This is a genomic window from Pseudomonas sp. PME37.24/006 (assembly GCF_055556635.1).
Genome location: NZ_JBVHNL010000004.1, coordinates 1023712 through 1050256, shown reverse-complemented (window position 1 = coordinate 1050256; position 26545 = coordinate 1023712). Strand labels below are relative to the sequence as shown.

Annotated in this window: 26 protein-coding genes; 12 read left to right on the top strand and 14 right to left on the bottom strand. The window is 61.6% G+C overall.

All coding sequences use genetic code 11. The features are described 5' to 3' along the window. The first annotated feature begins 12 nt into the window (after window positions 1–12). Both ACZ3GY_RS20895 and ACZ3GY_RS20890 read left to right on the top strand, forming a co-directional pair. Window positions 13–963, top strand: coding sequence for a LysR family transcriptional regulator (locus tag ACZ3GY_RS20895; RefSeq protein ID WP_465911855.1), 951 nt, complete (start codon window positions 13–15; stop codon window positions 961–963). Window positions 964–1011: 48 nt separating this feature from the next. Continuing rightward, a complete protein-coding gene (locus tag ACZ3GY_RS20890) occupies window positions 1012–1683 on the top strand; it encodes a GntR family transcriptional regulator (protein ID WP_463563161.1) in 672 nt (223 codons plus the stop codon). 169 nt (window positions 1684–1852) lie between these two features. On the opposite strand, the gene ACZ3GY_RS20885 is transcribed toward ACZ3GY_RS20890, so the two are convergent. After that, on the bottom strand, window positions 1853–3466 hold the full coding sequence (locus ACZ3GY_RS20885) for a L,D-transpeptidase family protein (protein ID WP_465911823.1): 1614 nt from the start codon (window positions 3464–3466) through the stop codon (window positions 1853–1855). A gap of 152 nt (window positions 3467–3618) precedes the next feature. Here ACZ3GY_RS20885 and ACZ3GY_RS20880 point away from each other — a divergent pair, with 152 nt between their 5' ends. After that, a complete protein-coding gene (locus ACZ3GY_RS20880) occupies window positions 3619–4332 on the top strand; it encodes a murein L,D-transpeptidase catalytic domain family protein (protein WP_463563159.1) in 714 nt (237 codons plus the stop codon). An 85-nt stretch (window positions 4333–4417) separates the two neighbouring features. On the opposite strand, the gene ACZ3GY_RS20875 is transcribed toward ACZ3GY_RS20880, so the two are convergent. Further along, window positions 4418–4711, bottom strand: coding sequence for a DUF1330 domain-containing protein (locus ACZ3GY_RS20875; protein WP_463563158.1), 294 nt, complete (start codon window positions 4709–4711; stop codon window positions 4418–4420). 74 nt (window positions 4712–4785) lie between these two features. On the opposite strand from ACZ3GY_RS20875, the gene ribBA reads away from it, so the two are divergent. The 6 genes from ribBA to ACZ3GY_RS20845 all read left to right on the top strand — a co-directional run bounded on the left by ribBA (window position 4786) and on the right by ACZ3GY_RS20845 (window position 11621). Then, entirely contained in the window at window positions 4786–5892 is a 1107-nt protein-coding gene (ribBA, locus tag ACZ3GY_RS20870) for a bifunctional 3,4-dihydroxy-2-butanone-4-phosphate synthase/GTP cyclohydrolase II (protein ID WP_465911822.1), read from the top strand. Window positions 5893–6134: 242 nt separating this feature from the next. Next, the gene (locus ACZ3GY_RS20865) at window positions 6135–7160 is read left to right on the top strand and encodes an ABC transporter substrate-binding protein (RefSeq protein ID WP_225836562.1); all 1026 of its coding nucleotides are present in this window, start codon (window positions 6135–6137) and stop codon (window positions 7158–7160) included. 1 nt (window position 7161) lies between these two features. Then, the gene (locus tag ACZ3GY_RS20860; protein ID WP_465911821.1) at window positions 7162–8070 is read left to right on the top strand and encodes an ABC transporter permease; all 909 of its coding nucleotides are present in this window, start codon (window positions 7162–7164) and stop codon (window positions 8068–8070) included. A 5-nt stretch (window positions 8071–8075) separates the two neighbouring features. Then, a complete protein-coding gene (locus ACZ3GY_RS20855; protein WP_465911820.1) occupies window positions 8076–8885 on the top strand; it encodes an ABC transporter permease in 810 nt (269 codons plus the stop codon). Window positions 8886–8902: 17 nt separating this feature from the next. After that, on the top strand, window positions 8903–10051 hold the full coding sequence (locus ACZ3GY_RS20850) for an ABC transporter ATP-binding protein (protein WP_465911819.1): 1149 nt from the start codon (window positions 8903–8905) through the stop codon (window positions 10049–10051). Window positions 10052–10415: 364 nt separating this feature from the next. After that, window positions 10416–11621 (top strand): DUF5924 family protein, encoded by a 1206-nt coding sequence (locus ACZ3GY_RS20845; RefSeq protein ID WP_463565973.1) that lies wholly within the window; start codon window positions 10416–10418, stop codon window positions 11619–11621. A gap of 16 nt (window positions 11622–11637) precedes the next feature. Here ACZ3GY_RS20845 and ACZ3GY_RS20840 read toward each other — a convergent pair whose 3' ends face one another. The 6 genes from ACZ3GY_RS20840 to ACZ3GY_RS20815 form a co-directional block, all read right to left on the bottom strand. Further along, complete coding sequence (locus tag ACZ3GY_RS20840; protein WP_463563154.1) at window positions 11638–12867, bottom strand: nucleoside recognition domain-containing protein; 1230 nt, start codon at window positions 12865–12867, stop codon at window positions 11638–11640. 125 nt (window positions 12868–12992) lie between these two features. After that, entirely contained in the window at window positions 12993–13457 is a 465-nt protein-coding gene (locus tag ACZ3GY_RS20835) for an inhibitor of vertebrate lysozyme family protein (RefSeq protein WP_225836351.1), read from the bottom strand. Window positions 13458–13460: 3 nt separating this feature from the next. Continuing rightward, window positions 13461–13625 carry a DUF1328 domain-containing protein gene (locus ACZ3GY_RS20830; RefSeq protein ID WP_013789335.1) on the bottom strand — a complete coding sequence of 55 codons (165 nt, stop codon included), beginning with the start codon at window positions 13623–13625 and terminating at the stop codon, window positions 13461–13463. A 62-nt stretch (window positions 13626–13687) separates the two neighbouring features. Next, the gene (locus ACZ3GY_RS20825; protein ID WP_463563153.1) at window positions 13688–13969 is read right to left on the bottom strand and encodes a hypothetical protein; all 282 of its coding nucleotides are present in this window, start codon (window positions 13967–13969) and stop codon (window positions 13688–13690) included. A 218-nt stretch (window positions 13970–14187) separates the two neighbouring features. Beyond that, window positions 14188–14619, bottom strand: coding sequence for a PA2169 family four-helix-bundle protein (locus tag ACZ3GY_RS20820; RefSeq protein ID WP_463563152.1), 432 nt, complete (start codon window positions 14617–14619; stop codon window positions 14188–14190). Window positions 14620–14705: 86 nt separating this feature from the next. Continuing rightward, window positions 14706–15557, bottom strand: coding sequence for a BON domain-containing protein (locus ACZ3GY_RS20815; protein WP_465911818.1), 852 nt, complete (start codon window positions 15555–15557; stop codon window positions 14706–14708). Between the two features lie 227 nt (window positions 15558–15784). Here ACZ3GY_RS20815 and algB point away from each other — a divergent pair, with 227 nt between their 5' ends. Then, entirely contained in the window at window positions 15785–17128 is a 1344-nt protein-coding gene (algB, locus tag ACZ3GY_RS20810; RefSeq protein ID WP_465911817.1) for a sigma-54-dependent response regulator transcription factor AlgB, read from the top strand. Next, complete coding sequence (locus tag ACZ3GY_RS20805; protein ID WP_465911816.1) at window positions 17125–18909, top strand: KinB sensor domain-containing domain; 1785 nt, start codon at window positions 17125–17127, stop codon at window positions 18907–18909. Before algB ends, ACZ3GY_RS20805 begins: the two co-directional genes overlap by 4 nt. Window positions 18910–18964: 55 nt before the next feature. Here ACZ3GY_RS20805 and ACZ3GY_RS20800 read toward each other — a convergent pair whose 3' ends face one another. Continuing rightward, window positions 18965–19747 (bottom strand): N-acetylmuramoyl-L-alanine amidase, encoded by a 783-nt coding sequence (locus ACZ3GY_RS20800; protein ID WP_465911815.1) that lies wholly within the window; start codon window positions 19745–19747, stop codon window positions 18965–18967. Beyond that, a complete protein-coding gene (locus tag ACZ3GY_RS20795; protein WP_463563147.1) occupies window positions 19744–20337 on the bottom strand; it encodes a MarC family protein in 594 nt (197 codons plus the stop codon). Before ACZ3GY_RS20795 ends, ACZ3GY_RS20800 begins: the two co-directional genes overlap by 4 nt. Window positions 20338–20493: 156 nt before the next feature. Here ACZ3GY_RS20795 and ACZ3GY_RS20790 point away from each other — a divergent pair, with 156 nt between their 5' ends. Beyond that, window positions 20494–21927 (top strand): DASH family cryptochrome, encoded by a 1434-nt coding sequence (locus ACZ3GY_RS20790; RefSeq protein WP_463563146.1) that lies wholly within the window; start codon window positions 20494–20496, stop codon window positions 21925–21927. Window positions 21928–21993: 66 nt separating this feature from the next. Here the strand turns inward: ACZ3GY_RS20790 and ACZ3GY_RS20785 are convergent, their stop codons facing one another. From ACZ3GY_RS20785 to pstA, 4 genes are all read right to left on the bottom strand, one after another. Next, on the bottom strand, window positions 21994–22896 hold the full coding sequence (locus ACZ3GY_RS20785) for a response regulator (RefSeq protein ID WP_463563145.1): 903 nt from the start codon (window positions 22894–22896) through the stop codon (window positions 21994–21996). Window positions 22897–23039: 143 nt separating this feature from the next. Beyond that, on the bottom strand, window positions 23040–23768 hold the full coding sequence (gene phoU / locus ACZ3GY_RS20780; RefSeq protein WP_225836376.1) for a phosphate signaling complex protein PhoU: 729 nt from the start codon (window positions 23766–23768) through the stop codon (window positions 23040–23042). Between the two features lie 173 nt (window positions 23769–23941). Further along, entirely contained in the window at window positions 23942–24775 is an 834-nt protein-coding gene (gene pstB, locus ACZ3GY_RS20775) for a phosphate ABC transporter ATP-binding protein PstB (RefSeq protein WP_463563144.1), read from the bottom strand. Window positions 24776–24862: 87 nt separating this feature from the next. After that, the gene (pstA, locus tag ACZ3GY_RS20770; RefSeq protein ID WP_463563143.1) at window positions 24863–26539 is read right to left on the bottom strand and encodes a phosphate ABC transporter permease PstA; all 1677 of its coding nucleotides are present in this window, start codon (window positions 26537–26539) and stop codon (window positions 24863–24865) included. Window positions 26540–26545: the final 6 nt, after the last annotated feature.

Below are 26545 nucleotides of genomic sequence, written 5' to 3'. Positions count from 1 at the left end.
GTGGTGAAGAAAATTCGCAAGTCATTGTTACGCATGACCTTTCGCCAACTTCAGGTGTTTCGCTCGGTATGCGACAACCGCTCCTACAGCCGCGCAGCCGAGGAAATGGCCCTAACTCAGCCAGCCGTGAGCCTGCAGATTCGCCAGCTCGAAGAGCTGCTCGATCAGCCGCTGTTCGATTACGTTGGCAAGAAGCTGTACCTGACCGAAGCAGCGGAAGCGCTGCAGCGCGCCAGCGAGGACATCTTCGGGCGCCTGGAAAGCCTGGACATGCAACTGGCCGATCTCAAGGGCTCGCTGCAGGGCCAGTTGAGCCTGGCCATCGAATCCAGCGCCAAGTACTTCATGCCGCACCTGTTCGCCGCCTTCCGCCGCGAGCACCCGGAGGTCAGCCTGCAACTGACCGTGGTCAATCACGCCCAGGCGGTCAGAAGACTGAGCGCCAACCGCGACGACCTACTGATCATGTCTCAGGTGCCAGCAGACATGTCCCTGGAATTCCTGCCCTTCCTGAACAATCCAATCATCGCAGTGGCGCCTCCGGATCACCCGCTGAGCCAGGCACAATCGTTGCATTTGCAGGATCTGTGCGCCTGGCCATTGCTGGTGCGTGAGCCTGGCTCGGGCACGCGGCGAGCTTGCGAGGAGTACTGCCACCAGAAGCGTGCGCATTTCGAGCAGTTGCAGGAGGTTGGCTCCATGGAAGGGCAACGCGAAGGCGTGATTGCCGGGCTGGGTCTGGCACTGATACCGCGCCATGCGGTACGCCGCGAACTGCAATTGGGCGTGTTGCGCGAATTGCCGGTGGCCGAACTGCCGCTGCTGCGCAGCTGGTGCGTGGTGCACCCGCGGGGTAAATACCTGTCGCCGGTGGCCCAGGCTTTCTTCAATTTCGTGCGTAACGAGCGCACGCAGATTGGCGCTTTGGCGGAGCAATTCAGCGGAGCGAGCAATTCACTGTAGGGATTTCGTATAAGATATCCAAAACCCTCACACAATGGGTGCCGTAGCGTGCCATTACCTCCCCTGAACGCCCCCAACCTAGGCATCACTCCGTCTGCCTCCGAGGTGATCACCAAGCACCTGCGCGATGCCATCGTCGCCGGCCACTTCGCCGAAGACGAACCGGTGCGTCAGGACGACATCGCCAAGCTGTTCAACGTCAGCAAGATCCCCGTGCGCGAGGCGCTCAAGCGTCTGGAGGCCGAGGGACTGGTGGTCTTCCAGCGCAACAAGGGGGCTGTGGTCACACGCATCTCCGAGCCGGAGCTGGCGCAGATGTTCGAGGTGCGCATCCTCCTTGAGGACAAGGTACTGCGCCTGGCGATTCCCAACATGAGCGAAGCCACCTTCGCCCGCGCCGAGCGCATCTGCGAGGAGTTCGTCGGCGAGGACAACATCGGCCGCTGGGCCGAACTCAACTGGGAGCTGCATGCCTGCCTCTATGAACCGGCGCAGCGGCCGTTCCTGGTCAGCCTGATCCGCTCCATCCACGACAAGCTGGAACGCTACCTGCGCCTGCAGATGAGCCTCTCCGAAGGCAAGGATCGCGCCGACCGCGAACACCGCGAGATCATCGCCGCCTGCCGCGCCCGTGACATCGAGCGCGCGGTCACTCTGCTCGACCAGCACATCATCGGCGTATGCCGCAGCCTCTACGAGCACCTGCCCGAACACCGTTGAATCAGCAGTCTTCATAGGGTGGACAACGCTCATTAACCATCCACCGCTCCGAGGCCTTGATGGTGGACAAAAAGAGCGTTGCCCACCCTACCTAGAGCGCCGGCATCATCAAATCCGAGTACCGGGTATCGCTCATCTCCTCGACACATCCTACGAACTGCGACTCACCCTAGATCCGGTTGGATGCATCCAGCGCCTTGAGCAGGCGAGCGTCGTGGCCGTAGATATCGGGGCGGAACTGTACCTGCCCGTCGGCGCCGACCTGAGCGGTCCAGTACGCCATCAGGATAGGCACCGGGCGCGGCAGATCGGCACGCAGCGTGCGGCCACTGTCCCACTGTCTGGCGATCCGGGCACGATCGGTTGGCGTGGCTTCGGCGAGCAACTGATCGACCAGTTCGGTAACCCGCTCGATGCGCACACAGCCTGAGCTGAACAGCCGCGGCAGGTTGTCGAACAGGCGCTGGCTCGGTGTGTCGTGCAGGTACACCGAGAAAGGATTTGGGAAGCGGATCGCCACTTTGCCCAATGGGCTGTGAGCGCCAGCAGACTGACGGATCATCACGCGGCCGGGTCGCTCCCAGTCGACGCCACGCGGATCCACTGGATTGCCTTCGTAATCGATCACCTGCATATGGTTGGCGGCCAGATAGCCGGCCGCATCACGGCGCAGCTCCGGCAGTTTGTCCTCGCGCAGGATGGTCGGTGGAATCGTCCAGGTCGGGTTCAGGGTCAGGTGAGTGATCAGCGAGCGCAGCAACGGCGTCGGCCGGGCCGGGCGGCCAACCTGGGTGCGTGCCTGCCAGGCGATCGCATGGTCACGCAGGAACATCACTTCGGCGCCAGCCACGTCGATCAGTACGCTGGTCGGCTCGATCTCGTGGGACAGCCAGCGCAGGCGCTCCAGATTGATGCGGATCTGATCCATGCGCTCACTGGCCGAGCGGTTCAACTCGGCCAGTGTACCGGGGCCGACCACACCATCGGGCTTGAGCAGGTGGTTGCGCTGGAAGGCCTTGACGGCTTCAACCAGCGCGGTGGAGTACACCGACGTTTCCTCGGCGACCAATGCCGGGGCGCCCTGAGACAGATCGCCATGCAGCTGCAGGCGCTGCTCGAGCAAGGGCACGCGCCCGTCCACCGCGCCAGGACGCAACAGGGTTCCGCCCGGAATCGCCAGCCATTGCGGCAAGGCCTGACGACGCAGCTCGGCGTAGCGCTGACGCAAGTCCCGGTAAGGGCCGAAATCCGGGCGGGCCTGTTCGAAGGCCTGCGCCGGATTGCTCAACCCCGCTTGGGCGATCGCCTGCAGCGGCGCCAGGCTCCGCTCCATGGCCATGCTCTCGGGCTCCCAGAGTGGCTCGACCTGGGCCTGCTCCAGACGCCCATAGGCCAGGTCACGCAATGCCTGTAGATAAGCCGTGGTGGCGAGCACCTCGACACAGGCAGAAAGGCGTGGCGATGGACTCTCGACCGCTGCCAGCTCACGCAGCGGCTCCAGATGGTAGGCGCGGGGATCAAGGCCATCGTCCACTAGCGCGTCCAGCTCGGCGAACAGCCCCGGCAGGTTCTGCTCACTCCACACCGGCTGCGAACCACGTAGCAGATAGAAGGGCTCCAGCCATTCGCGATCCTTGGCGGTAAGGCTCAGGGCGGGCGATACGCAGGTCAGGCTGGGTTCGGAGAGCTGCTCTTGGAGGGGGCTGGGTGGCGCTCCATCGGCCAGTGCCAATGGAGCGCTCAGGGCCAACGCCCAGGCGGCGGATGAAGTGGGAGAAAACAAAGCGCCGCTCCAATTTACGACAGAGTGAATGACAGCCCGTCGGATTGGCCCGCGGGTCAGAAGATTTCGGCTGCTAGAATCGCGGGCTTTGTTGTGCCCGCATCGCCTGGCGAAGGCTCGACATATCGATGGCCGAAACTCAGAGACTTGAAATGATGACCACGATTCAGCGAATTTGCTTAGCCTTTCTTTGCCTAGCATTGCCCGTTCCGTCCCTGATGGCCGCCACACTGGCTCCCGATCCCCTGCTAGAAAGCCTGTCTGCCGAAGCACCGGCGTTGAAGCGCAAGGTACTCAACCATGCCATCGACGCAATGCGTTGCGCCATCAATAACGGTGCCGTACCGGCCCAACGTCTCGCCGTCATCGACTTTTCCAAGCCGTCCAGCGAACGCCGCCTGTGGATCTTCGACCTGACCAAGAAACGCCTGCTGTTGCATGATCTGGTCGCCCACGGCCAGCAGTCCGGTGACAACTTCGCCACCCGGTTCTCCAACACCGAAGGCAGCCATCAGTCCAGCATCGGCTTGTTCCGTACCCAGGAAAGCTACACCGGCAAGCACGGCTACTCGCTGCGCATGGACGGCCTGGAGCCGGGCTTCAATGACCTTGCCCGCCAGCGCGCCATCGTCATTCATCCCGCCGACTACGTGAACCCGGCCTGGATCAAGACCCAAGGCCGCATTGGTCGCAGCCAGGGCTGCCCTGCCGTACGCCCGGAAGTCGCCCGCATGGTGGTAGACAGCCTCAAGGGCGGCCAATTCATGTTCTCGTACTACCCGGACAAACGCTGGCTGCAATCGTCGGCGTTCATCAACTGCAAGCCAGGCCTGGTCGCCAGTATCGTCAGCACCAAAGAAGGCTGAGACGCCGGAAGGCGTTAGCGAATATTCGATTTGGTGGGCTAAAGCCCACCCTTGAACCGTCTCCCCCCTCAATCATCAAAAACGCTCAGGGCTCCATGCCCTCGACGATGATCACTTCCGAGCGCGCGGCGCCGGCCCGGTAGCTGCTGGCTTCCTGGTAGGCCTCGGAGCGATAGCAAGCCACGGCCTGATCGTAGGTGGGGAATTCGATCACCACGCTGCGTTGTGGCGTGACTCGGCCTTCCTGCGCTTCGGAGCGGCCGCCGCGGGCCAGGAACTTGCCACCGAAAGCAGCGAAGGCCGCCGGGGCGCGCTTGGTGTATTCCACGTAGCGCTCGGGGTCGGTGACGTCCACGTGCGCGATCCAGTAACCCTTCATGATTGACCTCCTTTAATTTGATTTCGTATTACGGTATACCATAATTTAAAATAACCCAGCCGACGAGATCCGCCATGCCCTTCCATCCCATTCGTGAACTCATCGATGACTTCCGCCAGGGCAAGATGGTGTTGCTGGTCGATGACGAAGACCGCGAGAACGAAGGCGACCTGCTGCTTGCTGCGCAGTTCTGTACGCCCCAGGCGATCAACTTCATGGCCCGTGAAGCCCGCGGGCTGATCTGCCTGACCCTGACCGACGAGCACTGCCAGCGTCTGGGCCTGGAGCAGATGGTACCGAGTAACGGTAGCGTGTTTTCCACCGCCTTCACCGTTTCCATCGAAGCCGCCAGCGGCATCACCACCGGTATTTCCGCCGCCGACCGGGCGCACACGGTACTCACCGCCGTTGCGCCCGGCGCGACAGCGGCCGACTTGGTGCAGCCGGGCCATGTATTCCCGCTGCGAGCCAAGGAAGGCGGTGTACTGACCCGCGCGGGACATACCGAGGCCGGCTGCGATCTGGCCAGGCTGGCGGGCCTGACCCCGGCGGCGGTGATAGTCGAAGTCATGAACGAGGACGGCAGCATGGCCCGCCGCCCGCAGCTGGAGGCCTTCGCCCAGTCCCACGGCATCAGGATCGGCACCATCGCCGACCTCATCCAGTACCGCCTGAGCACCGAGCACACGGTCACCCGCATCGGCGAGCGCGAGCTGCCCACCGTGCACGGCGAGTTCCGCCTGATCACCTATGAAGACCGTATCGCCGGCGGTGTGCACATGGCCATGGTGATGGGCGATATCCGCCACGACGAGCCGACCCTGGCGCGCGTACATGCCATCGATCCGCTGCGCGATCTGGTCGGCGCCGAATACACCGGCCCGCGCAGCTGGACGCTATGGGCCGCCCTGGAACGCATCGCTGCCGACGGCAAGGGCGTCGTCGTGGTGCTCGCCAACCACGAATCGTCCCAGGCGCTGCTCGAACGTGTGCCGCAGCTGACCCAGCCGCAGCGCCCGTTCAACCGTGGCCAGACACGTGTCTATTCGGAGGTCGGCACCGGGGCACAGATTCTGCAGGATCTCGGCGTCGGCAAGCTGCGTCACCTGGGCCCGCCGCTCAAGTACGCGGGTCTTGCCGGCTATGAACTGGAGGTTGTGGAGACCGTGCCCTTCGAGTGAGCGAAGGCCACGGATGACCGGTCGTGCAAGCGAGACAAGAAGTGCGGCAAAGCGCTTGCGGAAAGTTTGGAATACCATAATATGATATCCCTAAGGCCAGCCAGTTTATCGTGTGCCCCGCAAGGGAAAACCACAAAGACAGCACCGATATTGGCCGCCATTCAGATCCCCTGGATCCACTGCTCCGGTTAAGCGGGCACAACGCTCGCTTGCGAAAAAACACAACAAAGAGGGCAAGCAAGATGGTGTTTATCAAAGGTGTGACCTCGGTGCTCGCCGCGAGCATTCTGAGTGCAGCAGTCGCCACCACGGCCGCTGCCGAAACCGTCAACTTCGTGAGCTGGGGCGGTAGCACCCAGGACGCGCAAAAGGCCGCTTGGGCAGATCCGTTCAGCAAGAGCAGCGGCGTCACCGTGGTGCAGGACGGCCCTACCGACTACGGCAAGCTCAAGGCCATGGTCGAAAGCGGCAACGTGCAGTGGGACGTGGTCGACGTGGAAGCCGACTTCGCCCTGCGCGCCGCCGCCGAAGGTCTGCTGGAGCCGCTGGACTTCGGCGTCATCGAGCGTGAGAAGATCGACCCGCGCTTCGTCTCCGATCACGGCGTTGGCTCGTTCTATTTCTCCTTCGTGCTCGGCTATAACGAGGGCAGCCTCGGCAACAAGAAGCCGGAAGACTGGAGCGCGCTGTTCGATACCGCGACCTACCCCGGCAAACGCGCCCTGTACAAGTGGCCGAGCCCGGGCGTGATCGAGCTGGCCCTGCTGGCTGACGGCGTTGCCGCCGACAAGCTGTACCCGCTGGATCTGGATCGCGCCTTCAAGAAACTCGACACCATCAAGAAAAACATCGTCTGGTGGGGCGGCGGCGCACAGTCGCAGCAACTCCTGGCTTCCGGCGAGGCGAGCATCGGTCAGTTCTGGAACGGCCGCATCTATGCCTTGCAGGAAGAAGGCGCACCCGTGGCGGCAAGCTGGAAGCAGAACCTGGTCATGGCCGACTTCCTGGTCATCCCCAAGGGCGCCAAGAACAAGGACGCGGCCATGAAGTTCCTGGCTCACGCCAGCGGCGCCAAGGGCCAGGCCGACTTCGCCAACCTCACCGCCTACGCGCCGGTCAACGTCGACAGCGTACAGCGTCTGGACTCGGTGCTGGCACCGAACCTGCCCACCGCGCACGTGAGCGATCAGATCACCCTGGACTACGCCTACTGGGCGAAGAACGGGGCGGACATCGCCACCCGCTGGAACGAATGGCTGGTGAAGTGAAATGACCGCGCTCCGTACCCCTGAGGTCGGTGCAGCAAGCCGTCGGCGCGACAGCGCCGACGGTAACGCGGAACGGGCGGCGCGTTGGCGCGGCGCCCCGTACCTGCTGCCGGCCCTGCTATTCCTCGGGTTGTTCTTCCTGACGCCGCTGATCGGCCTGCTGCTGCGCGGCGTGCTGGAACCGGAGCCGGGCCTGGGCAACTACGCACAACTGTTCGCCAATTCGGCCTACTCCAAGGTGCTGTTCAACACCTTCGCGGTAGCCGGGCTGGTGACCGTGATCAGCCTGCTGCTGGGTTTCCCCCTGGCCTGGGCGATCACCCTGATGCCGCGCGGCTGGGGCCGCTGGCTGTTGAATATCGTCCTGCTGTCGATGTGGACTAGCCTGCTGGCACGCACCTACTCCTGGCTGGTGCTGCTGCAGTCCTCTGGCGTGGTGAACAAGACACTGATGGCCATGGGCATCATCGATCAGCCGCTGGAGATGGTGCACAACCTGACCGGCGTGGTGATCGGCATGAGCTACATCATGATTCCGTTCATCGTGCTGCCACTGCAGGCGACCATGAGCGCCATCGATCCGATGGTCTTGCAGGCCGGCTCGATCTGCGGCGCCAGCCCGTGGCGCAACTTCTTCAAGGTGTTCCTGCCGTTGTGCAGGCCGGGCATTTTCAGCGGTGGCCTGATGGTCTTCGTGATGTCCCTGGGTTACTACGTGACCCCGGCACTGCTCGGCGGCGCACAGAACATGATGCTGCCCGAATTCATCATCCAGCAGGTGCAATCGTTCCTTAACTGGGGCATTGCCAGCGCGGCGGCAGCCTTGCTGATCCTCATCACGCTGGTGCTGTTCTACGTCTACCTGAAGCTGCAACCGGAATCGCCGGTGGCTTCCAGCACTGCGAGGTAAACGCCATGCTGCTGTCACCCAATGCCATGGGCCGCGGCCTGCGCTACGGCCTCAATACGGTCACCGCGCTGATCGCCGTGTTCCTGCTGCTACCGATTCTGTTCATCGTGCTGCTGTCGTTCGGCTCCTCGCAGTGGCTGGTGTTTCCGCCACCGGGCTGGACGTTCAAGTGGTACGGGCAGTTCTTTTCCAACGCGCAGTGGATGGACGCTGCGCTGGTCAGCCTCAAGGTCGCCCTGCTGACGACCGTCTGCGCGGTCGCCATCGGCATGCCCAGTGCCTTCGCGCTGGTGCGCGGAAAATTTCCGGGCCGCGAACTGCTGTACGCGCTGTTCACCCTGCCGATGATCGTGCCGCTGGTGATCATCGCCGTGGCGGTCTACGCACTGTTCCTCAAGCTCGGCTACACCGGCACGCTGTTCGCCTTCGTGGTCAGCCACGTGATCGTCGCGCTGCCGTTCACCATCATCTCGATCATCAACTCGCTGAAGCTGTTCGATCAGTCCATCGAGGATGCCGCGGTGATCTGCGGCGCCACGCGCCTGCAGGCCATCGTCAAGGTGACCTTCCCGGCGATCCGTCCGGGCCTGGTGGCCGGCGGCCTGTTCGCCTTCCTGGTTTCCTGGGACGAAGTGGTGCTCAGCGTGATGATGGCCAGCCCCGGCCTGCAGACGCTGCCGGTGAAGATGTGGACGACGCTGCGCCAGGATCTCACCCCCGTGATCGCCGTCGCCTCGACGCTGCTGATCGGTCTTTCCCTGCTGGTCATGGTCATCGCCGCCATCGTGCGCCGGCGCACCGACGTCAAAGCCTGAGTGCCGAGGAGAATTTCATGAGTGCTGTCATCCAAGAAAACCGGGCGCCACAGACGCTGGTCAGCCTGCGCAACCTGAACAAGCACTACGGCGACTTCACCGCTGTGGATAACATTTCCCTGGAGATCCAGGAGGGCGAATTCCTCACCTTTCTCGGCTCCAGCGGCTCGGGCAAGAGCACCACGCTGTCGATGCTGGCCGGCTTCGAAACCCCCAGCTCCGGGGAAATCCTGGTCGAGGGTAAATCCCTGGTCAACGTGCCGCCGCACAAGCGCGACATCGGCATGGTGTTCCAGCGCTATTCGCTGTTTCCACACCTCGACGTGCGCCAGAACATCGCCTTTCCCCTGGCGATCCGCAAACTGAGTGCCGCCGAACAGCAGCGTCAGGTCGAGGCCATGCTCAAGCTGGTGCAGCTCGGCGAGTTCGCGCACCGCCGTCCGGCGCAGCTTTCCGGCGGCCAGCAGCAACGCGTGGCAATTGCCCGCGCGCTGGTCTACGAACCGCGAATCCTGCTGATGGACGAACCCCTCGGCGCGCTGGACAAGAAGCTGCGCGAAGACCTGCAGGACGAGTTGCGTCACCTGCACCGGCGCCTGGGCATCACCATCGTCTACGTGACCCACGATCAGGAAGAAGCGATGCGCCTGTCACAGCGTATCGCTATCTTCAGCCACGGCAAGATCGTCGGTCTGGGCAGCGGTTATGACCTTTACCAGAACCCGCCAAACGCCTTCGTCGCCTCCTTCCTCGGCAACTCCAACTTCCTGCGGACGAAGGTCAGTGGCCAGGCCGCCGTGCAGTTCGAGCAGCAGAGCCTGTCGATCACCCCGACCGCCAATCTGAAGAACGATCAGGACGTGCTGCTGATGCTGCGCCCGGAAAAAGCCCAGGTGCTGCCACAGCAAGTCGCCGCGCAGACGCCACTGCCAGCCGGCTGGAACGAGATCCCCGTGCAGGTCACCGAAGTGGTGTTCCTGGGCGAGAGCCTGACCTGCCACGTGGTCACACCCGGCGGCTGCCACCTGACCCTAAAAGCCATGGGCAGCGGCCTGCAACCCCTGCAGCCCGGCGCCCAGGCGCGTGTACGCTGGGCCGCCAGCGATGCCTGTCTGTACGACAGCTGGAACGAGAGCGACCTGAACAAGGCCGCAGGTGCGCACTGAGAGCGGACACGGCTGATTCACTCTGCGGCCGCAGAAAGGCGAAAGCGGTCATCTGCTGCGGGGTTCGATCTGATCGTTCCTCACGCTTCGCGTGGGAATGCCTGCAGGGACGCTCTGCGTCCGATGTCGAGGCCAAGCGAGGCAAAGCACCCTGGCCTGGGCTCCCACGCTGGAGCGTGGGAGCCATCAATTGGTGGGCTGAAGCCCACCAAATCGAACGTCCGCTTTCGCCTTGCTGCGCTCAATCGGCCGGTTTGCCAGGCTGTGAACATTAGCCGCGCCTGATCGGCGGAAGCCTCAGGTTCGGGCAAATACAGTATCCTGCGCATCGTTCTTGATCACTATCAGAGCCGCCTTGCCTCTTATCACCTCCAGTAAAAATCTCGTTTTCCGGATCATCGCGCTGATGCAGCGCCATCCGGGCGCCATCGCTGTATTCGGTTTTCTCTCCGGGGTGGCGAGCTTCGTACTGGTCGACCGCCAGGCCGGGCTGGCCAAGGTGCTCGCTCTGGTGATGCTGATCAGCTGGCTCTGGCTGATTCTGGAGAATATGCTGCGCGAGCGCATCGCCGCCCGCTTCGGCTTCGAGCTACCCCGCCCGCTGTTGCGCTATGCCACACAGATGATCCACCAGGAAAGTCTGTTCTTCGTCCTACCGTTCTTCTTTATCACCACCACTTGGAACAGTGGCCAGGCAATGTTCAGTGGGTTACTGGCAGGCGCGGCGCTGGTCTCGATCATCGACCCGCTTTACTACAAGTGGCTGGCACCACGGCGCTGGATCTTCCTCGCGTATCACACGCTGGCCTTGTTCGCCGTGCTGCTCACGGCGCTGCCAATCATCTTCAAGCTCAACACCACCGAGAGCTATCAGTTTTCGCTGGCAGCGGCCGTACTGCTGTCGTTCCCGAGCCTGTTCAGCATCATCACCGTGCGTAAATGGTGGCGCGGTCTGTTGCTGGTCGGCCTGACGCTGGCCATCGGCGCTGTTGGCTGGCTGGGGCGTACCTGGGTGCCTCCGGCCACGCTGTGGCTGACCGAGGTGGCTATCACCACTGAATTCGACAACCAGAATCGCTCGCCCGGCGAAGGCATCGAAGAACTCAGCGTCAGCCAGCTGCGCAGCAGTGGCCTGTACGCTTACACGGCGATCAATGCGCCGCGTGGACTGGATGAGCGCATCTACCACGTCTGGGAACATGAAGGTCGCGAACTGGAACGTATCGCTCTGAATATCCACGGTGGTCGCGAAAAAGGCTACCGCGCCTGGACGCACAAGAAGAACTTCCCGCAGGACGTGGAGGGTGACTGGCAGATTCAGGTGTTGACCGAAGCAGGCCAGATGATCGGCGTGCTGCGCTTCGCGGTAACGCCCGATGCGGGTGCGCCAGCGAGTCCTTCAGCAGGCTCCAAGCAGGCGCCGCCAGAAGTGCAAGAGCCCGCGGCCACGCCAGAAACTGAGCCTGAGCCTGAGCCGCAGGCCGACCCAGCACCGGAACCTGAACCTGAACCGCAAGCAGAGCCCGATGCCGAGCACGCAGATCAGCCACCACGCCCGGCAGGCAGTTGAGCGATCTCAGCCGCTCTCAGCCGAAGAACCAATAACAGACGGAAATGGCGGCCACCACGCCGGCAAACTCGGCCAGCAGTGCACAACCCACCGCATGCCGGGCACGCTGGATGCCCACGGCGCCAAAGTACACCGCCAGCACGTAGAACGTGGTTTCGGTACTGCCCTGAATGATCGCTGCAGCCAGCGCCGGGAAACTATCGACGCCCTGGCTCTGCATGGTTTCAATCAACATCGCCCGCGCCGCACTGCCGGAGAATGGCTTGACCATCGCCGTAGGCAGCGCATCGACGAAGCGGGTATCCCAGCCGCCCCAGGCAACGAGCCAGCGAATACCATCAAGCGCGAACTCCAACGCCCCGGATGCGCGCAGCACACCAACCGCACAGAGCATCGCCACCAGATAAGGCAGCAAACTTTTGGCCACGTCGAAGCCTTCCTTGGCTCCTTCGATGAATTGCTCGTAGACCTGCACCTTGCGCAACGCACCGATCACCAGGAATGCGACGATCACCCCAAGCAGCGTCAGATTACCCAGCAAAGACGACAGGGCCGCTAGTGCAGTAGCGGACATGCCGGCAAGCAGCGCCATGAAACCGCCCAACAGCAATGCGCCGGGAATCATGTAGGCCAGCACCACCGGATCCCACAGACGCAGGCGCTGCATGATGGCCACGGAGAACAGGCCGACCAGGCTCGACGCACTGGTCGCCAGCAGAATAGGCAGAAACACCAACGTCGGGTCAGGCGCGCCTTGCTGAGCGCGGTACATGAAGATAGTGACGGGCAGTAACGTCAGCGATGAGGCATTGAGCACCAGAAAGAGAATCTGCGCGTTGCTCGCTGTGGTGCTGCTTGGGTTGAGATCCTGCAGCGCGCGCATGGCCTTGAGGCCGATGGGTGTGGCGGCATTATCCAAGCCCAAGCCATTGGCCGCGAAGTTCATGGTGATAAAACCAAGCGCTGGATGGCCACGCGGCACTTCAGGCATAAGCCGGGCGAACAGCGGGCCGAGCAGCCGGGCCAGTGCATCCACCAGGCCGGCTTTCTCGGCGATACGCAACAGCCCAAGCCACAGGGTCAGCGTGCCGAACAGCAACACCATCACCTCGACCGACAGCTTGGCCATGGCGAACAGACTTTCCACCATCGCGGCGAATACGGCTGGATCGTCGGCCAGCAACCAGCGGCTGAGCCCCGCTACCGCCGCTACCACGAAAAAGCTCAGCCACAGACCGTTGAGCATACGTCACCCCCTAGAACATAGCGGCTGATGATAACGCGGCCAGGTAAGGGAAGTGACAAACGAGAGACAGTGATTTTGTCGGATTACAGATAGAGCAACGGCGCCAGAAGGCGCCGTCAGCAGCATCAGTACCAGTTGGGGTCTTTCTTCAACTGTTCCTGTAGCAGTTGCTTGACTCCGTCGTCCGGCTCACCGAGCCAACGCAGATCAGCATGCTCACTGGGTGTCTTGTCCTCCGGTAAACCTTCGGGCAACTGCACCCAGAGCGCGTACGCGTCATCCTTGTCCGGGGTGAAGGCAACGTAGAGGCGCTGATTGAAACAGTTGGATGTTTCGCACAACTGCCCGACCAGGTACTGGTCGCCGTCTTCTTCCAGCGTCTTCATGGGCGTAGCCACGCCGCTGAGGTTGATCACCCATTCGGGCAAACGCTCCTCATCCTGGATGAGCTCCTTCCATGCTTCACGATAGTCAGAATTGCTCCCGAGCAGATCGTTGAGGCGGAATTCACCATCGTTGGCGGCCAAGGCCGCCGCGCTACCGCCCAGCATCAGGGCGGCAACGAGCGTCTTGAATCGATTCATCGTCATGGCCTAACCCCGAGGGCGGCGACCCATGATGAACGAAACGATGAACATGACCAGGAACACCACGAAAAGGATTTTCGCGATACCTGTGGCAGTGCCTGCGATACCACCGAAGCCCAGAACGGCAGCGACAATGGCGATGATCAGAAAGGTAATGGCCCAACTCAGCATGGCGTTTCTCCTTGGTTTTTTGAGGTCTTACGGGTGTAACAGTTAAAAAATCGGCAGGCGTTTCAGAACACCCAACGGGTTTGCTTGACTGGCGCTTCCACGGTGTCAGCACGTACCCAATCACCGGTGGTTTGCACGCTTACGGTCTGGCTTACTGTCTGAAAGGAGGCCGGAACAGCAGAGACAGCAGCAGGTTGAACGGTGACTGGCACATGAACCTGACTGGAGACTTGCGGTTCGACGGCTTGCGACTGGGGAGCCTTGAACGACACGCTCAACAGCAAAACCAGGACAGCGGCGACCGCTAGGATCAGGATCTCGGTGTGGGCGCGGTGAAGGTTCATCTGAAGCTCCTTTAAATCGTTGCCGAACGGCTTAGCGTTCTTTTCATGACTTATAGAATTGCAGCCTGCGTGCCAGCTCTAATAAAAAATAAAATCCTTATAAATCAACAATTTAAAAAACAAAACCAAGTGCCATCATTGGCATCCTGCACGATCACGTTACAAAGCTCGGGCGTTCTGCACGACGAAAAAGGCGGCACATCCCTGTGCCAACCGGCTTACATGGCGTGCTTCAGATCACGCATACGGTCATGACAGGCACGCACCTTGGGCATTTCCACGGCCAGCAATGCACGCACGTCTGGCTCGGCGCTCTCCAGCGCATCCTCGAAAGCATGCAGGATGCGATCTTCCGCCTCTTCCAGTTGCGCCACATAAGTGGCTTCTTCATCACTGGACAACGTGGCACGCGCGTCGGCATAAGCCTGGCGCAGCTTGCCCACCACCGTACCGCTGGACGTCGGCTCTTCCTGGTTGGCAGCGACCTTGACCGACAGGGCCTGAATCACCTGGTTCTTGGTTTGCGACATGTCACGGAACAGCGCCTGCAGGCGCACGTCCTTGACCTCATCATGGGCGTGTTCGTAGAAGCGCTGGCCGTCACGGATGATGGCGATCAGTTCGTTGAGTTGCTCGGTCTTGTTGTTCATGGCGATGTTCCTGTCTTTTATAGGCAGTGCCGTCAGCGGCACTGCATAGAATGGCGGTCGCTGGCGACCACCTCCCTTGCTGCTCTTTAGCTGGCGATGCGCAGGGCGTCGGCATCGACGCCGCGCACGCCACGAATGTTGCGCGCGGTCTCGACGGCAAGGCGCTTCTCGGCATTGCTCAACACGGTGCCGCTGAGGCTCACGAAGCCCTCGCGGGTATCGACCTTGATGTTCAGGCTGTCGAGGTTGCGGCTGTACAGGAAGCTGGACTTCACCTTGCCGGTGATCCAGGTGTCGCTGATCGAGGCGGCCGCATCATTGGCAGCGTTCTGCGCTTCGGCCGCTGCACTGTCGGCCGTGTTGATGCTGAGGTGGTTGTGCACCTCGCGAACGCCTTCGGTATTGGTGACGAGCTCACCGGCCAGCTCCTTGGCCACCGGCGTACCGGCATTGCCGCTGAGGCTGACCACGCCGTTTTCGGCACGCACCTGAATGTCCAGGCCCTCGGTGTTGCTGTTCCACAGCAGCTTGGATTTGACCGTAGCTGCCAGGGTGGCGTCATCGAAGCGTTGGGCCAGCGTCTTTTCAGTAGTGATTCGCGCCTGCTCGTCGACGACAGCAACCTCTATGTCTGGGTCGACTTCAAGATCGTTGCTCACCTCACGGACGCCTTCGATGCTGCCCGCCAGCTCGGCGGCCAGCTCGCGCTCAGCGGAGTTTTCCACCACGCCCCTCAGGGTCGCAGTGCCGTCGTCAACCGAGACCACTATCTCGAAAGGACTCAGGTGCCGGTTCAGAGCGAATGCCGTATCGATGGCACCCTGCTGCCGGGCATCGCTCAACTGCCGGTCAATCCCCTCCTCAGCCGCCTGTGCAAGCGGTGCCAGGGTAATAAGACCGGTGATGGCCATGGCCAGTGCGGATTGTCTCAACAGCATGTAACGCCTCCTCCTGTAATTCAAAAATGCCGCAGCAAAGCGGTCAGAAGGACGTCGCAAGCGTTATGCCAGCCGCCAAAAAAATAAAAACCAACTAAAATCAGCCGGTTAAATCCAAGTCATGGCAGCTGGCCGCTTGCACGATGCAAGATCACGTCATACTGGCCGTGCAACTTGCACGAAGATTTCTGGACTAATCTCTGCCATCCACCCCATGGAGCACGTAAATGGAAGCAACAGGTCAGAGCGGGCGCATCCTGCTGGTCGACGACGAAGCGGCTATCCTGCGTACCTTCCGCTATTGCCTGGAGGACGAGGGCTATCAGGTCACCACTGCCAACAGCGCGGCGCAAACCGAGTCGCTGCTGCAGAGGCAGGTGTTCGACATGTGCTTCCTCGACCTACGTCTGGGGGATGAAAACGGCCTGGATGTGCTCGCGCAGATGCGCATCCTCGCGCCCTGGATGCGTGTGGTGATCGTGACTGCGCACTCGGCCATCGACAGCGCCGTGGATGCGATGCAGGCCGGCGCCGCCGACTACCTGGTCAAGCCGTGCAGCCCGGATCAGTTGCGCTTGGCTGCTGCCAAACAGTTGGAGGTGCGCCAGCTATCCGCACGCTTGGAAGCCCTGGAAGGCGAGGTGCGCAAGCCCAGCGACGGTATCGACTCGCACAGCCCGGCGATGATGGCGATTCTGGAAACCGCACGGCAGGTAGCCGCTACCGATGCCAATATCCTGATCCTCGGCGAGTCCGGCACTGGTAAAGGTGAACTGGCGCGCGCCATCCACGGCTGGAGCCGCCGCGCCAAGAAATCCTGCGTGACCATCAACTGCCCGTCGCTGACCGCCGAGCTGATGGAAAGCGAGCTGTTCGGTCACAGCCGCGGTGCCTTTACCGGGGCCAGCGAAAGTACCCTGGGGCGGGTCAACCAGGCCGACGGCGGCACGCTGTTCCTCGACGAGATCGGCGACTTCCCGCTGACCCTGCAACCCAAGCTGCTGCGCTTCATCCAGGACAAGGAATACGAGCGCGTGGGCGACCCGGTGACCCGCCACGCCGACGTACGAATCCTCGCAGCGACCAACCGTGACCTCGCTGAAATGGTCAAGGAAGGACATTTCCGCGAAGACCTGTTGTACCGCCTGAACGTCATCACCCTGAACCTGCCGCCACTGCGCGAACGCGCGGACGATATCCTTACCCTGGCAGACCGCTTCCTTGCCCGTTTCGTTAAGGATTACGCCCGCCCAGCACGCGGTTTCAGCGAGGAAGCGCTGAAGGCACTGCTCGACTATCAATGGCCCGGCAACATTCGTGAACTGCGCAACGTGATCGAACGCGCCAGCATCATCTGCCCCGGCGAATGGGTCGATATCGGCCACTTGGGGATGAGCGCACCAACGACCAGCAGCGCACCGCGCGTCGGTGCCGACCTCAGCCTAGAGGAACTGGAAAAGGCCCATATCTCCGCGATACTGGCCAACAGCGATACCCTTGATCAAGCCGCAAAAACACTGGGTATTGATGCTTCGACGCTGTATCGAAAACGTAAGCAGCTCGGCCTATGAAGCTGCGCAGCAAGCTTTTTCTCAGCACCAGCGCCCTGCTCACCGTTGCCCTGCTGGGCCTGATGCTGGGTATTTTCAGCGTGCTGCAGCTCACCCAATCACAAAACCGCACACTCACCCACAACCTGGAGGTCATCAGCGACAGTCTCGATCTGCGCCAAGAACTGGGCAAACAGCTGTTTCTGATGCTTGGCGAGGATTTCAATCAGCAGACAGTGCAGAACCTGAAGGAGTCCGATCTGCGCATCCGCAAATGGATTGACGATGGCCTGAATGCGAGTCCGACAGAAGCGGATCGTCAGGCGATCGTCGATATCCAGGCCGCCTACCAGAAATTCAGTCAACTTCTCGAAGATCCATTGACCGTACGCCACCAACTGCTTACCAACGATGATTTCGCCAGAACCATCGAGACTGTCCGCGACCGCCTCAACGCCTTGCAGGTCAGCTACGTGACGGCCGTACAGCAGTCGGAAGCCGCATCCCGCGACCGTGCCTGGCTGATCGCCGGGCTACTGGGGCTGGTCGGCCTCGCGGTGCTGGTGATCGGCTTCATCACCGCGCACACCATCGCCCGCCGAGTCGGTCAGCCGATCGATGCGCTGGCCCGCGCTGCAGACCAGATTGGCCGCGGCGACTTTCAGGTGACCTTGCCAATTACCCCGGTTGCCGAACTGTCCGCGCTGAGCCGCCGTTTCGGTCTCATGGCGGAGAGCCTGCGCCAGCTCAAGAGCAGCAACGTGGAGGCGTTGATGGCTGAGCAGCACCGCCTGCAGGCAGTGCTCGACAGCATCGACGACGGCCTGCTGATCTTCGGTCGCGATGGCCTGCTCGAACACTTCAATCCGGTCGCCCAGCGGCAGCTCGGCTGGCATGACCAGCCCCTCGGCCAGAGCCCCAGCCAGGCCCTGGCGCGCCCGGAGTTGGATGACCAACTGCAGCACGTACTGCAGGGCCACAGCCTGGAGCAGCGGCTGGCAGATCTGCAGGTCGAGGCGAACGGCGAAACCCGCCTGCTCAACTACAGCCTGACACCGGTCAGCCAGGGCCAGGGGCATATCCTCGGCGCCGTGATGGTGCTGCATGACGTGACCGAACAGCGTGCCTTCGAACGGGCCAGGAACGAATTCGTGCTGCGCGCCTCCCACGAGTTGCGCACCCCGGTAACCGGCATGCACATGGCGTTCGGCCTGCTGCGTGAGCGCAGCAAGTTCGCGGAGGAGTCCCGGGAAGCGGATCTGGTGAGTATCGTCGACGAGGAAATGGAACGTCTGGTGCACCTGATCGAAGACCTGCTCAATTTCTCCCGCTACCAGAGCGGCGTGCAAAAACTCGAGTTGGCACCTTGCGACATTCCCGACCTGCTCGAACAGGCCGCCAAACGGCACACGGGTAAACCGCAAGCACAGCAGATCAGCCTGGTGCTGAAAGCCGGTGAGGCGCTACCGCGCATCCACCTTGATCGGACACAGATCGACCGCGTGCTCGACCACCTGATCGACAACGCGCTGCGCCACAGCCCAGAAGCCGGCACCATTCGCCTGCTGGCGCAACGCCAAGATGAGCGGCTGTTGATCAGTATCGAGGATGAGGGCGAAGGTATTGCCTATGGCCAGCAGGCCAGGCTGTTCGAGCCCTTTGTGCAGATTGGCCGCAAGAAAGGCGGCGCCGGGCTCGGCCTGGCGCTGTGCAAGGAAATCGTCCAGTTGCATGGCGGCCGCATCGGCGCCGAATCCCACCCAGGCCAGGGCGCGCGATTCCATATGTCCTTACCGCTGTAGCGGGAAAACAAGGTACGGCGCCACCGTCACGGCGCCTGCCCCCATCAATTCAGCGCTATGCCTTGCTCATGCGATTGAGCACCAACAGCAGCGCCGCCGTTTCCGCATCAGGCTGACCATCGTAGAGCGCTTGCCGGTACTTCATCTGGAAGGCGCGGATCACGTTGCGGGTCGCTTCGTCGAGCACGCCGCTATCCGGGACCACGTAGCCCTGCACGGCTAACTGCTGTTGGAACCATGCGACGTCTGGCAGGCTGAGGGTGTAAACGGCCTGCTCGCTCGCGACTGCGGCGGCGTCCGGCCAAGGCATCAGGCCGGCATCGGCCAGTTGCTTCCAGGGAAACAGTGGGCCCGGATCGACCTTGCGCTGTGGTGCGATATCGCTATGCCCGATGATGCTGCCAGGCGGCAACTGGTGGCGCTGCATAATGTCCTTGAGCAGCACGATCAGCGTGTCGATCTGCTGTTGGGCATAAGGCTGCCAGTAACGGCCCTTGGGCGTGTCGAAGTAGCCCTGATTGATCAGCTCAATGCCGATGGTAGTGCCGTTGAGCCAGGTGCGGCCCTGCCACTCACTGACCCCGGCGTGCCAGGCACGGCGATTCTCGTCGACCAGTTGGTAGATGGTCGGCGGCACCGCATTGATCAGATAGTGGGCACTGACCTCTTCCTTGGTCAGCAGCTCCAGGGATCGTGGCAGATCCGCCGAGGTGTAGTGCAGCACGATGTACTGCACCCGGCTGCTCTGGCCGCTGGACGTGTAGCTGTGATCGATACGAGGCCCACTGGCACAGCCAGCGAGCAGAAGGGCGAACAAGGTAAGACTGAAGAATTTCATGGCTGGATATGCAATACGCTTTGTAGATTGTCCAACAGCATGTCGACGCTGAGCATGATCAACAACATGCCCATCAGTCGCTCCACTGCGGTCAGCCCGCGAGGGCCAAGGAAACGCTGCAGGAACGAAGCCTGCAACAGGATGAACGCTGTCGCGGCCCAGGCCAGGATCAGCGCGAGGTAGAGCTCCCAGAGCTCGCCTTCGTGGGTATTGCGCAAGGTCATCAGCACCGCTAGTGCAGATGGCCCGGCTACTGCAGGCGTGGCCAGCGGCACGAGCATCGGTTCACCGTCTGGGACATCCCCGAGCACGCCGTTCGGGCTGGGAAATATCAGGCGCATGGCGATGACGAACAGGATGATACCGCCCGCGATCGCGGTTGCCTCCCGCGACAGGCCCAGCGAGCTAAGCACTTTGTCACCAAAGGTAAGGAACAGCAGTAGCAATCCCAGGGCGAACAACAGCTCACGCGCGGCCACCCGCAAGCGCCGCTCAGGGGCGACGTTCTTCAAAGCGGCAATGAAGATAGCGATGTTGCCGAACGGATCGGTGACCAGAAAAAGCAGCACGGCGATGCTGAAGATGTCCATGTTCGGGCTCCTGAAAACAGCCGCACAGTCTAGTGGCTGTAACCGCCGACGTCTGTCAGCAATGCGCCGTCGTATTACCAGCCTCGACCTACCAGCGGTCGGCGCCAGACGGCGCTGAACTTGTCATACCTCTCAGCAATCCATAGTGAGTCCACTATGAGAGAACATTCCATGCGTGCGCTGCTCTGGTTCAAACAGGATCTCCGCCTCGACGATCATCCCGCACTGCAGGCGGCCCTTAGTGCCACACACCTTCTGCCCTTGTACGTGCTCGACCCAGCGTTGCTGCAGCTGGACGCATTCGGTAGCCGACGCATTGGCGTCCAGCGTGCGCGTTTTCTGCTGGAAAGCCTGACGGCTCTCGACAGTGCCCTGCGCCAACGCGGCTCGAAGCTTCTGGTACTGATGGGCAAACCAGAAGAGATGATCGTGCAGATGGTCGAACAATTCGACCTGCAGCAGGTTCTGACCCTCGACGAGATCGCTCCACAGGAGATCGCCCAGATTGCCCGTGTACGCGAGGGCCTTGGCTCCGTTCCCCTGCGTACGGCGCAAGGCAACAGCTTGTTCAGCGAAGCCGAACTGCCATGCCCTCTGCAGCAATTGCCCCAGGTGTATAGCCAGTTCCGGACGCTGATCGATACGCGCCAGTACGTCTTCCAACCCCAGGCCGCACCCGATCAGTTGCCGCCGCTGCCAGATGGCGTCGATGCGCAGGCCTTCGGCTTGCCGACCCAATCCCAGTTCGGGCTTGGCGATACGCTGAGCATTGCGCCTAGCGCATTCCCCTTTTCGGGTGGCGAAATCGCCGCTCAAGCACGCTTGCGTGATTACCTATGGGACAGCCAAGGCGTTCGCCACTACAAGGAAACCCGTAACGGCATGATCGGCAGCGAGTACTCGTCAAAATTCTCGCCTTGGCTGGCCAACGGCAGCCTGTCTCCACGCCGTGCCGCCGCCGAGTTACGCCGTCATGAGGCACTCCACGGCGCCAATGAGTCTACTTACTGGCTGTGGTTGGAGCTGCTATGGCGTGAATTCTTCCGCTGCACATTGCAGCGTCACGGCCAGGCGCTCTTTGAGGCCGGTGGCCTGAAGGCCACCGAACGCGCTCCACAGCAGATCGACGAACGCTTCGAGCGTTGGGCGCATGGACGCACCGGCATGCCACTGGTCGACGCCAACATGCGCGAGCTGATCGCGACAGGGTACATGTCCAACCGGGGGCGGCAGGTGGTCGCCAGCTACCTGGTCAGCGACCTGCAACAGGACTGGCGTCATGGCGCGGCCTGGTTCGAGGAACACCTGATCGATTATGACCCGGCCAGCAACTGGGGCAACTGGGCCTACCTCGCCGGGGCTGGCAGTGATCCACGGCTCAAGCGCACGTTCAACGCACTCAGGCAGGCCCGCCAGTATGATCCTCGAGGCGAGTACGTAAGCTTGTGGATTCCGGAATTACGCAGCCTACCGGAGCACCTGCGGCATACCCCATTCCTGCTGCCGCACCTAGAGTTGGAGGCAATCCATTATCCAAGGCTGGAACAGATTCCAGAATCCTGGCAGCCGCATCTTAACGACGTGGCATAAGGAGCAAGCCGAGTAGGCGCGCTACTCGGCTTGCAAGTGAAGAGCGCGTCGATGCTCAGGCGTGACTCAACCGCCTGGCGTGAAGTGTTTCTGGGTGGTACCACGGGCGATCAACCGTGACAGGTAATCCAACTTCTGCGGATCGCGGTCGACAAACCGCAACACAACCTGCAGCCATTCACTGTCGGGCTTCGGCTCGAAGGCAGCCACGCTATGCAAATAGCCGTTGAGCCGTGCCACTTCCGACGATTCGCCCTGCTCCAGATCAAGCACCACGCTTTCCAGCACTTGTGGGATCAGCTCACCGCGTTTGACCACCAGCAACGCTTCCTTGAGGCTCAGAGCCTTGACTACACAAGCCATCGTGCCACCAGGTAAACGCAGCTGTCCCTGACTGCGCCCCATCGGCGTATTCGGCGCGGCCTTGGCAACCGCCGGGCTGGCGCTGAACGCCGCCGCAGGCTGTGCAGCGCTGGCCGGGCGCACTACCTCGGTCTTACCGGCAGTCAGCGCCGACAGCGAATCATTGGCGAAGGCGCCACTGCTGAGCATTTTCGGCGGTGCAGCGGCCATCAACCCCGCCAGCTTGCCACTGCGCTGCAGGGCCTTCTTGACCTTGGTGATCAGTTGCTCGTTGGAGAACGGCTTGCCGATGAAATCCGAGACGCCGGCCTGAATGGCCTGCACGACGTTTTCCTTGTCGCCACGGCTGGTGACCATGATGAACGGCACACCCTTCAGCGCTTCCTGTTCACGGCACCACTGCAGCAGCTCAAGGCCGGACATCTCCGGCATTTCCCAATCGCAGAGGATAAGGTCGATCGGATTACGACCGAGCACCTGCTGGGCCTTGCGCCCGTTCACCGCTTCCTCGATCTGGACACCGGGAAGATGGTCGCGCAGCCCCTTCTTCACCAGATCGCGGATAAAGGTGGCGTCGTCCACCACCAATACACTGACTTTGCTCATCGACCACTCCCTCGAATGGTCATTAGCATAGACGCCAGCACTGGCCTAAGGCCAACACTAAAGCGCAAGCCTGCGGGAACACCTGAAGCTGGCCAACCCATGCTGGGCATCCACGCACTCTCAGGGTTCCAGAGCAGCCAGGATCACTCCTTGGCGCCACCCTGTACTTCTTCCTGCATGCGGGTCAGACCGATATGTTTAACGTCGGTGCCGCGTACCAGATAGATGACCAATTCGGCGATGTTGCGCGCGTGATCGCCAATACGCTCCAGCGAACGCAGTGCCCAGATCACATTGAGCACGCGGGAGATCGAACGCGGGTCTTCCATCATGTAGGTGACCAGTTCGCGCAGCGCGGTCTTGTATTCGCGGTCGACCGTCTTGTCGTACTGCGCTACCGAGAGCGCCAGATCGGCGTCGAAACGAGCGAAAGCGTCCAGCGCCTGCTGCACCATCTTGCGCACCTGATCACCGATGTGGCGAACCTCGACGTAGCCGCGCGGCGACTCGCCTTCCTCGGTCAGCAGGATCGCGCGCTTGGCGATCTTGGTCGCTTCATCGCCGATGCGCTCCAAGTCGATCACCGACTTGGAAATGCTGATGATCAGGCGCAGATCCGAAGCCGCCGGCTGACGACGGGCGAGAATGCGTACGCACTCTTCGTCGATGTTGCGCTCCATCTGGTTGATCTGGTCATCGATCTCGCGCACCTGCTGAGCCAGGCCGGAGTCGGCCTCGATCAGTGAAGTGACGGCGTCGTTGACCTGTTTCTCGACCAGGCCGCCCATGGCCAGGAGATGGCTGCGAACTTCCTCCAGCTCGGCGTTGAACTGCTGGGAAATATGATGGGTCAGGCTGTCTTTGTTGATCATCTGTTTCGCTCCGCGAAAGCTACGCTTGAGTGGCCATGGTGCGCCCGCACCTTCCACGTTTATCTCAGCACCAAGGCCCTTGGAAAATGCTCACTGGCGCGAAGGGCGTGCACTGACAGTACGAGTAGTACGGCAAGCGCGCCCGACAAAGCCAGGGAGTATTTGCCATGGCCTCAGCCGTAGCGGCCGGTGATGTAGTCTTCCGTCTGCTTCTTGGCCGGGTTGGTGAACAGTGCATCGGTGTCGCCGAATTCGATCAGCTTACCCATGTACATGAACGCCGTGTAATCGGAAACCCGCGCCGCCTGCTGCATATTGTGGGTAACGATAACGATGGTGTACTTGGATTTGAGTTCGTAGATCAGCTCTTCGACCTTCAGTGTCGAGATCGGGTCGAGGGCCGAGCACGGCTCATCGAGCAACAGCACTTCCGGCTGCACTGCCACGGTACGGGCGATCACCAGGCGCTGCTGCTGACCACCGGAAAGACCGAGGGCTGATTCATGTAGGCGATCCTTGACCTCATCCCACAACGCCGCGCTCTTCAGGCCCCATTCCACGGCCTCGTCGAGGATGCGTTTCTGGTTGATACCTTGGATACGCAGGCCGTAGACCACGTTCTCGTAGATGCTTTTGGGGAACGGGTTAGGCTTCTGGAACACCATGCCAACGCGACGGCGCAGTTCGGCGACGTCTTCACCCTTGCGGTAGATGTCGCGACCGTCGATGTTGATCTCGCCTTCCACACGGCAACCGTCGACCAGATCGTTCATCCGGTTGAAAGTACGCAGCAGGGTCGACTTGCCGCAACCGGACGGGCCGATGAAGGCTGTCACGCGCTGCTTGGGGATGTTCATCTTGACGTCGTACAGGGCCTGTTTGTCGCCATAGAACAGGTTCAGGCCCGGCACTTCGATGGCCACGGTTTCGTTGGCCAGGTTGAGGCTCTGCTTGTCACGGCCAAGAGCCGAGATATCGATGCCGTGGGAAGCGGTTTCGTGTTGCATGAATAATCTCCTTCGGGGGCTACAGGCTTCAAGCTGCAGCGTGAGCCGGCTTGCGCCTGACGCTTCACGCTACGGCCTGCAGCCGCCTTAATGATCCAGGGCCTTGTACTTCTCGCGCAGACGGTTACGCATGTAGACAGCCGTCAGGTTGAGAATCGCGATGACCATTACCAGCAGCAGCGCAGTGGCATAAACCAGCGGTCGCGCAGCTTCGACGTTGGGGCTTTGGAAGCCGACGTCATAAATATGGAAACCCAGGTGCATGATTTTCTGGTCAAGGTGCAGGTAAGGATAGTTGCCATCCACCGGCAGGCTCGGGGCCAGCTTCACCACACCGACCAGCATCAGCGGCGCCACTTCACCAGCAGCGCGGGCCACGGCGAGGATCAGTCCGGTCATCATCGCCGGGCTGGCCATCGGCAGCACCACACGCCACAGCGTTTCGACCTTGGTGGCACCCAGCGCCAGAGAACCTTCACGCAGCGCCCGCGGAATCCGTGCCAGGCCTTCCTCGGTGGCGACGATCACCACCGGCACGGCGAGCAGCGCCAGGGTCAGCGAGGCCCACAATAGGCCGGGAGTACCGAAGGTCGGTGCCGGAGCGGCCTCGGGGAAGAACAGCCGGTCGATGGAACCGCCGAGCACGTAGACGAAGAAGCCCAGACCGAACACGCCGTAGACGATCGCCGGAACACCGGCCAGGTTATTCACGGCGATACGAATGACCCGGGTCAGCGGCCCCTGCTTGGCGTATTCACGCAAGTAGATCGCTGCGATCACACCAAACGGGGTGACGATGACCGCCATGATCAGGGTCATCATGATGGTGCCGAAGATCGCCGGGAAGATGCCGCCCTCGGTATTGGCCTCACGCGGATCATCACTGACGAACTCCCACAGCTTGCTGCCGTAGAAGCTGAGCTTGTCGAGGCTCGACATGGCGTTCGGACGGAATGCACGAACCACTTTACCGAGGCTGATTTCCTGCTCACGGCCATCGGCCGAACGAACGGTCATGCTGTCGCGATTGAACTGCTGGTGGCGGGCATTGAGCTCGGTTTCCAGCACCTTGTACTCGGCATCCCAGCGGGCCCGTTCGGCGTCGAGGTCGGCCTGGGCCGCCTCAGTCAGTTGACCGCTGAGTTCCAGCTTGCGGGTCTGTAGACGGACGCGCTCGAGACCGGCGTTGATGCGGCCAATATCACGCTTCTCGAGCTGCACGATCTGGCCGTGCAGATCGTCGACACGATCAATACGCTTCTGCAGCTCCGACCAGGCGGCATCGCCTTCAGCAACCAGCTTGCCGTCTTCCTTGACGTTGAGCAGGTAGCCGTAGAAGTTGCCCCACTCACGGCGCTCGAAGGCGGTCAGGTCTGCGGGCTTGCGCTGCTCACCAAGCCATTCGCCAACCACCCAGGAGAAGTCGGCGCCATAGAGATCGCGGTTGCCGACCTTGAGCAGTTCGCGAGTCATGAACTCGCCGCCCTCGACATTCACCGGCAGACCAGCGGAGGCCAGGCGGGCACGGGGAATCTCTTCCTTCTGGACCACTTCGCCCGCCATGATCTTGGCTTCCTGGCCAGGGATCTGGTAGGTGGCCTCGATGATGTCGGACGGCCAGAAGTGGGCCAGACCACGGGTGGCGATCACTGACAGCAGACCCAAGGTCATGATGATGGCGATCGATACCGCACCGGCGTTCATCCAGATCCAGGGCGAACCGCTCTTGAACCAGGATTTCATGTTGTGCTGTTTCACGGACATAGTCTT

Coding starts and splice junctions, on each gene's coding strand:
- ACZ3GY_RS20880 (WP_463563159.1), top strand. CDS start 3,619: ATGATGACCACGATTCAGCGAATTTGCTTAGCCTTTCTTTGCCTAGCA.
- ACZ3GY_RS20875 (WP_463563158.1), bottom strand. CDS start 4,711: ATGAAGGGTTACTGGATCGCGCACGTGGACGTCACCGACCCCGAGCGC.
- ribBA (WP_465911822.1), top strand. CDS start 4,786: ATGCCCTTCCATCCCATTCGTGAACTCATCGATGACTTCCGCCAGGGC.
- ACZ3GY_RS20865 (WP_225836562.1), top strand. CDS start 6,135: ATGGTGTTTATCAAAGGTGTGACCTCGGTGCTCGCCGCGAGCATTCTG.
- ACZ3GY_RS20860 (WP_465911821.1), top strand. CDS start 7,162: ATGACCGCGCTCCGTACCCCTGAGGTCGGTGCAGCAAGCCGTCGGCGC.
- ACZ3GY_RS20855 (WP_465911820.1), top strand. CDS start 8,076: ATGCTGCTGTCACCCAATGCCATGGGCCGCGGCCTGCGCTACGGCCTC.
- ACZ3GY_RS20850 (WP_465911819.1), top strand. CDS start 8,903: ATGAGTGCTGTCATCCAAGAAAACCGGGCGCCACAGACGCTGGTCAGC.
- ACZ3GY_RS20840 (WP_463563154.1), bottom strand. CDS start 12,867: ATGCTCAACGGTCTGTGGCTGAGCTTTTTCGTGGTAGCGGCGGTAGCG.
- ACZ3GY_RS20835 (WP_225836351.1), bottom strand. CDS start 13,457: ATGACGATGAATCGATTCAAGACGCTCGTTGCCGCCCTGATGCTGGGC.
- ACZ3GY_RS20830 (WP_013789335.1), bottom strand. CDS start 13,625: ATGCTGAGTTGGGCCATTACCTTTCTGATCATCGCCATTGTCGCTGCC.
- ACZ3GY_RS20825 (WP_463563153.1), bottom strand. CDS start 13,969: ATGAACCTTCACCGCGCCCACACCGAGATCCTGATCCTAGCGGTCGCC.
- ACZ3GY_RS20820 (WP_463563152.1), bottom strand. CDS start 14,619: ATGAACAACAAGACCGAGCAACTCAACGAACTGATCGCCATCATCCGT.
- ACZ3GY_RS20815 (WP_465911818.1), bottom strand. CDS start 15,557: ATGCTGTTGAGACAATCCGCACTGGCCATGGCCATCACCGGTCTTATT.
- algB (WP_465911817.1), top strand. CDS start 15,785: ATGGAAGCAACAGGTCAGAGCGGGCGCATCCTGCTGGTCGACGACGAA.
- ACZ3GY_RS20805 (WP_465911816.1), top strand. CDS start 17,125: ATGAAGCTGCGCAGCAAGCTTTTTCTCAGCACCAGCGCCCTGCTCACC.
- ACZ3GY_RS20800 (WP_465911815.1), bottom strand. CDS start 19,747: ATGAAATTCTTCAGTCTTACCTTGTTCGCCCTTCTGCTCGCTGGCTGT.
- ACZ3GY_RS20795 (WP_463563147.1), bottom strand. CDS start 20,337: ATGGACATCTTCAGCATCGCCGTGCTGCTTTTTCTGGTCACCGATCCG.
- ACZ3GY_RS20790 (WP_463563146.1), top strand. CDS start 20,494: ATGAGAGAACATTCCATGCGTGCGCTGCTCTGGTTCAAACAGGATCTC.
- ACZ3GY_RS20785 (WP_463563145.1), bottom strand. CDS start 22,896: ATGAGCAAAGTCAGTGTATTGGTGGTGGACGACGCCACCTTTATCCGC.
- phoU (WP_225836376.1), bottom strand. CDS start 23,768: ATGATCAACAAAGACAGCCTGACCCATCATATTTCCCAGCAGTTCAAC.
- pstB (WP_463563144.1), bottom strand. CDS start 24,775: ATGCAACACGAAACCGCTTCCCACGGCATCGATATCTCGGCTCTTGGC.
- pstA (WP_463563143.1), bottom strand. CDS start 26,539: ATGTCCGTGAAACAGCACAACATGAAATCCTGGTTCAAGAGCGGTTCG.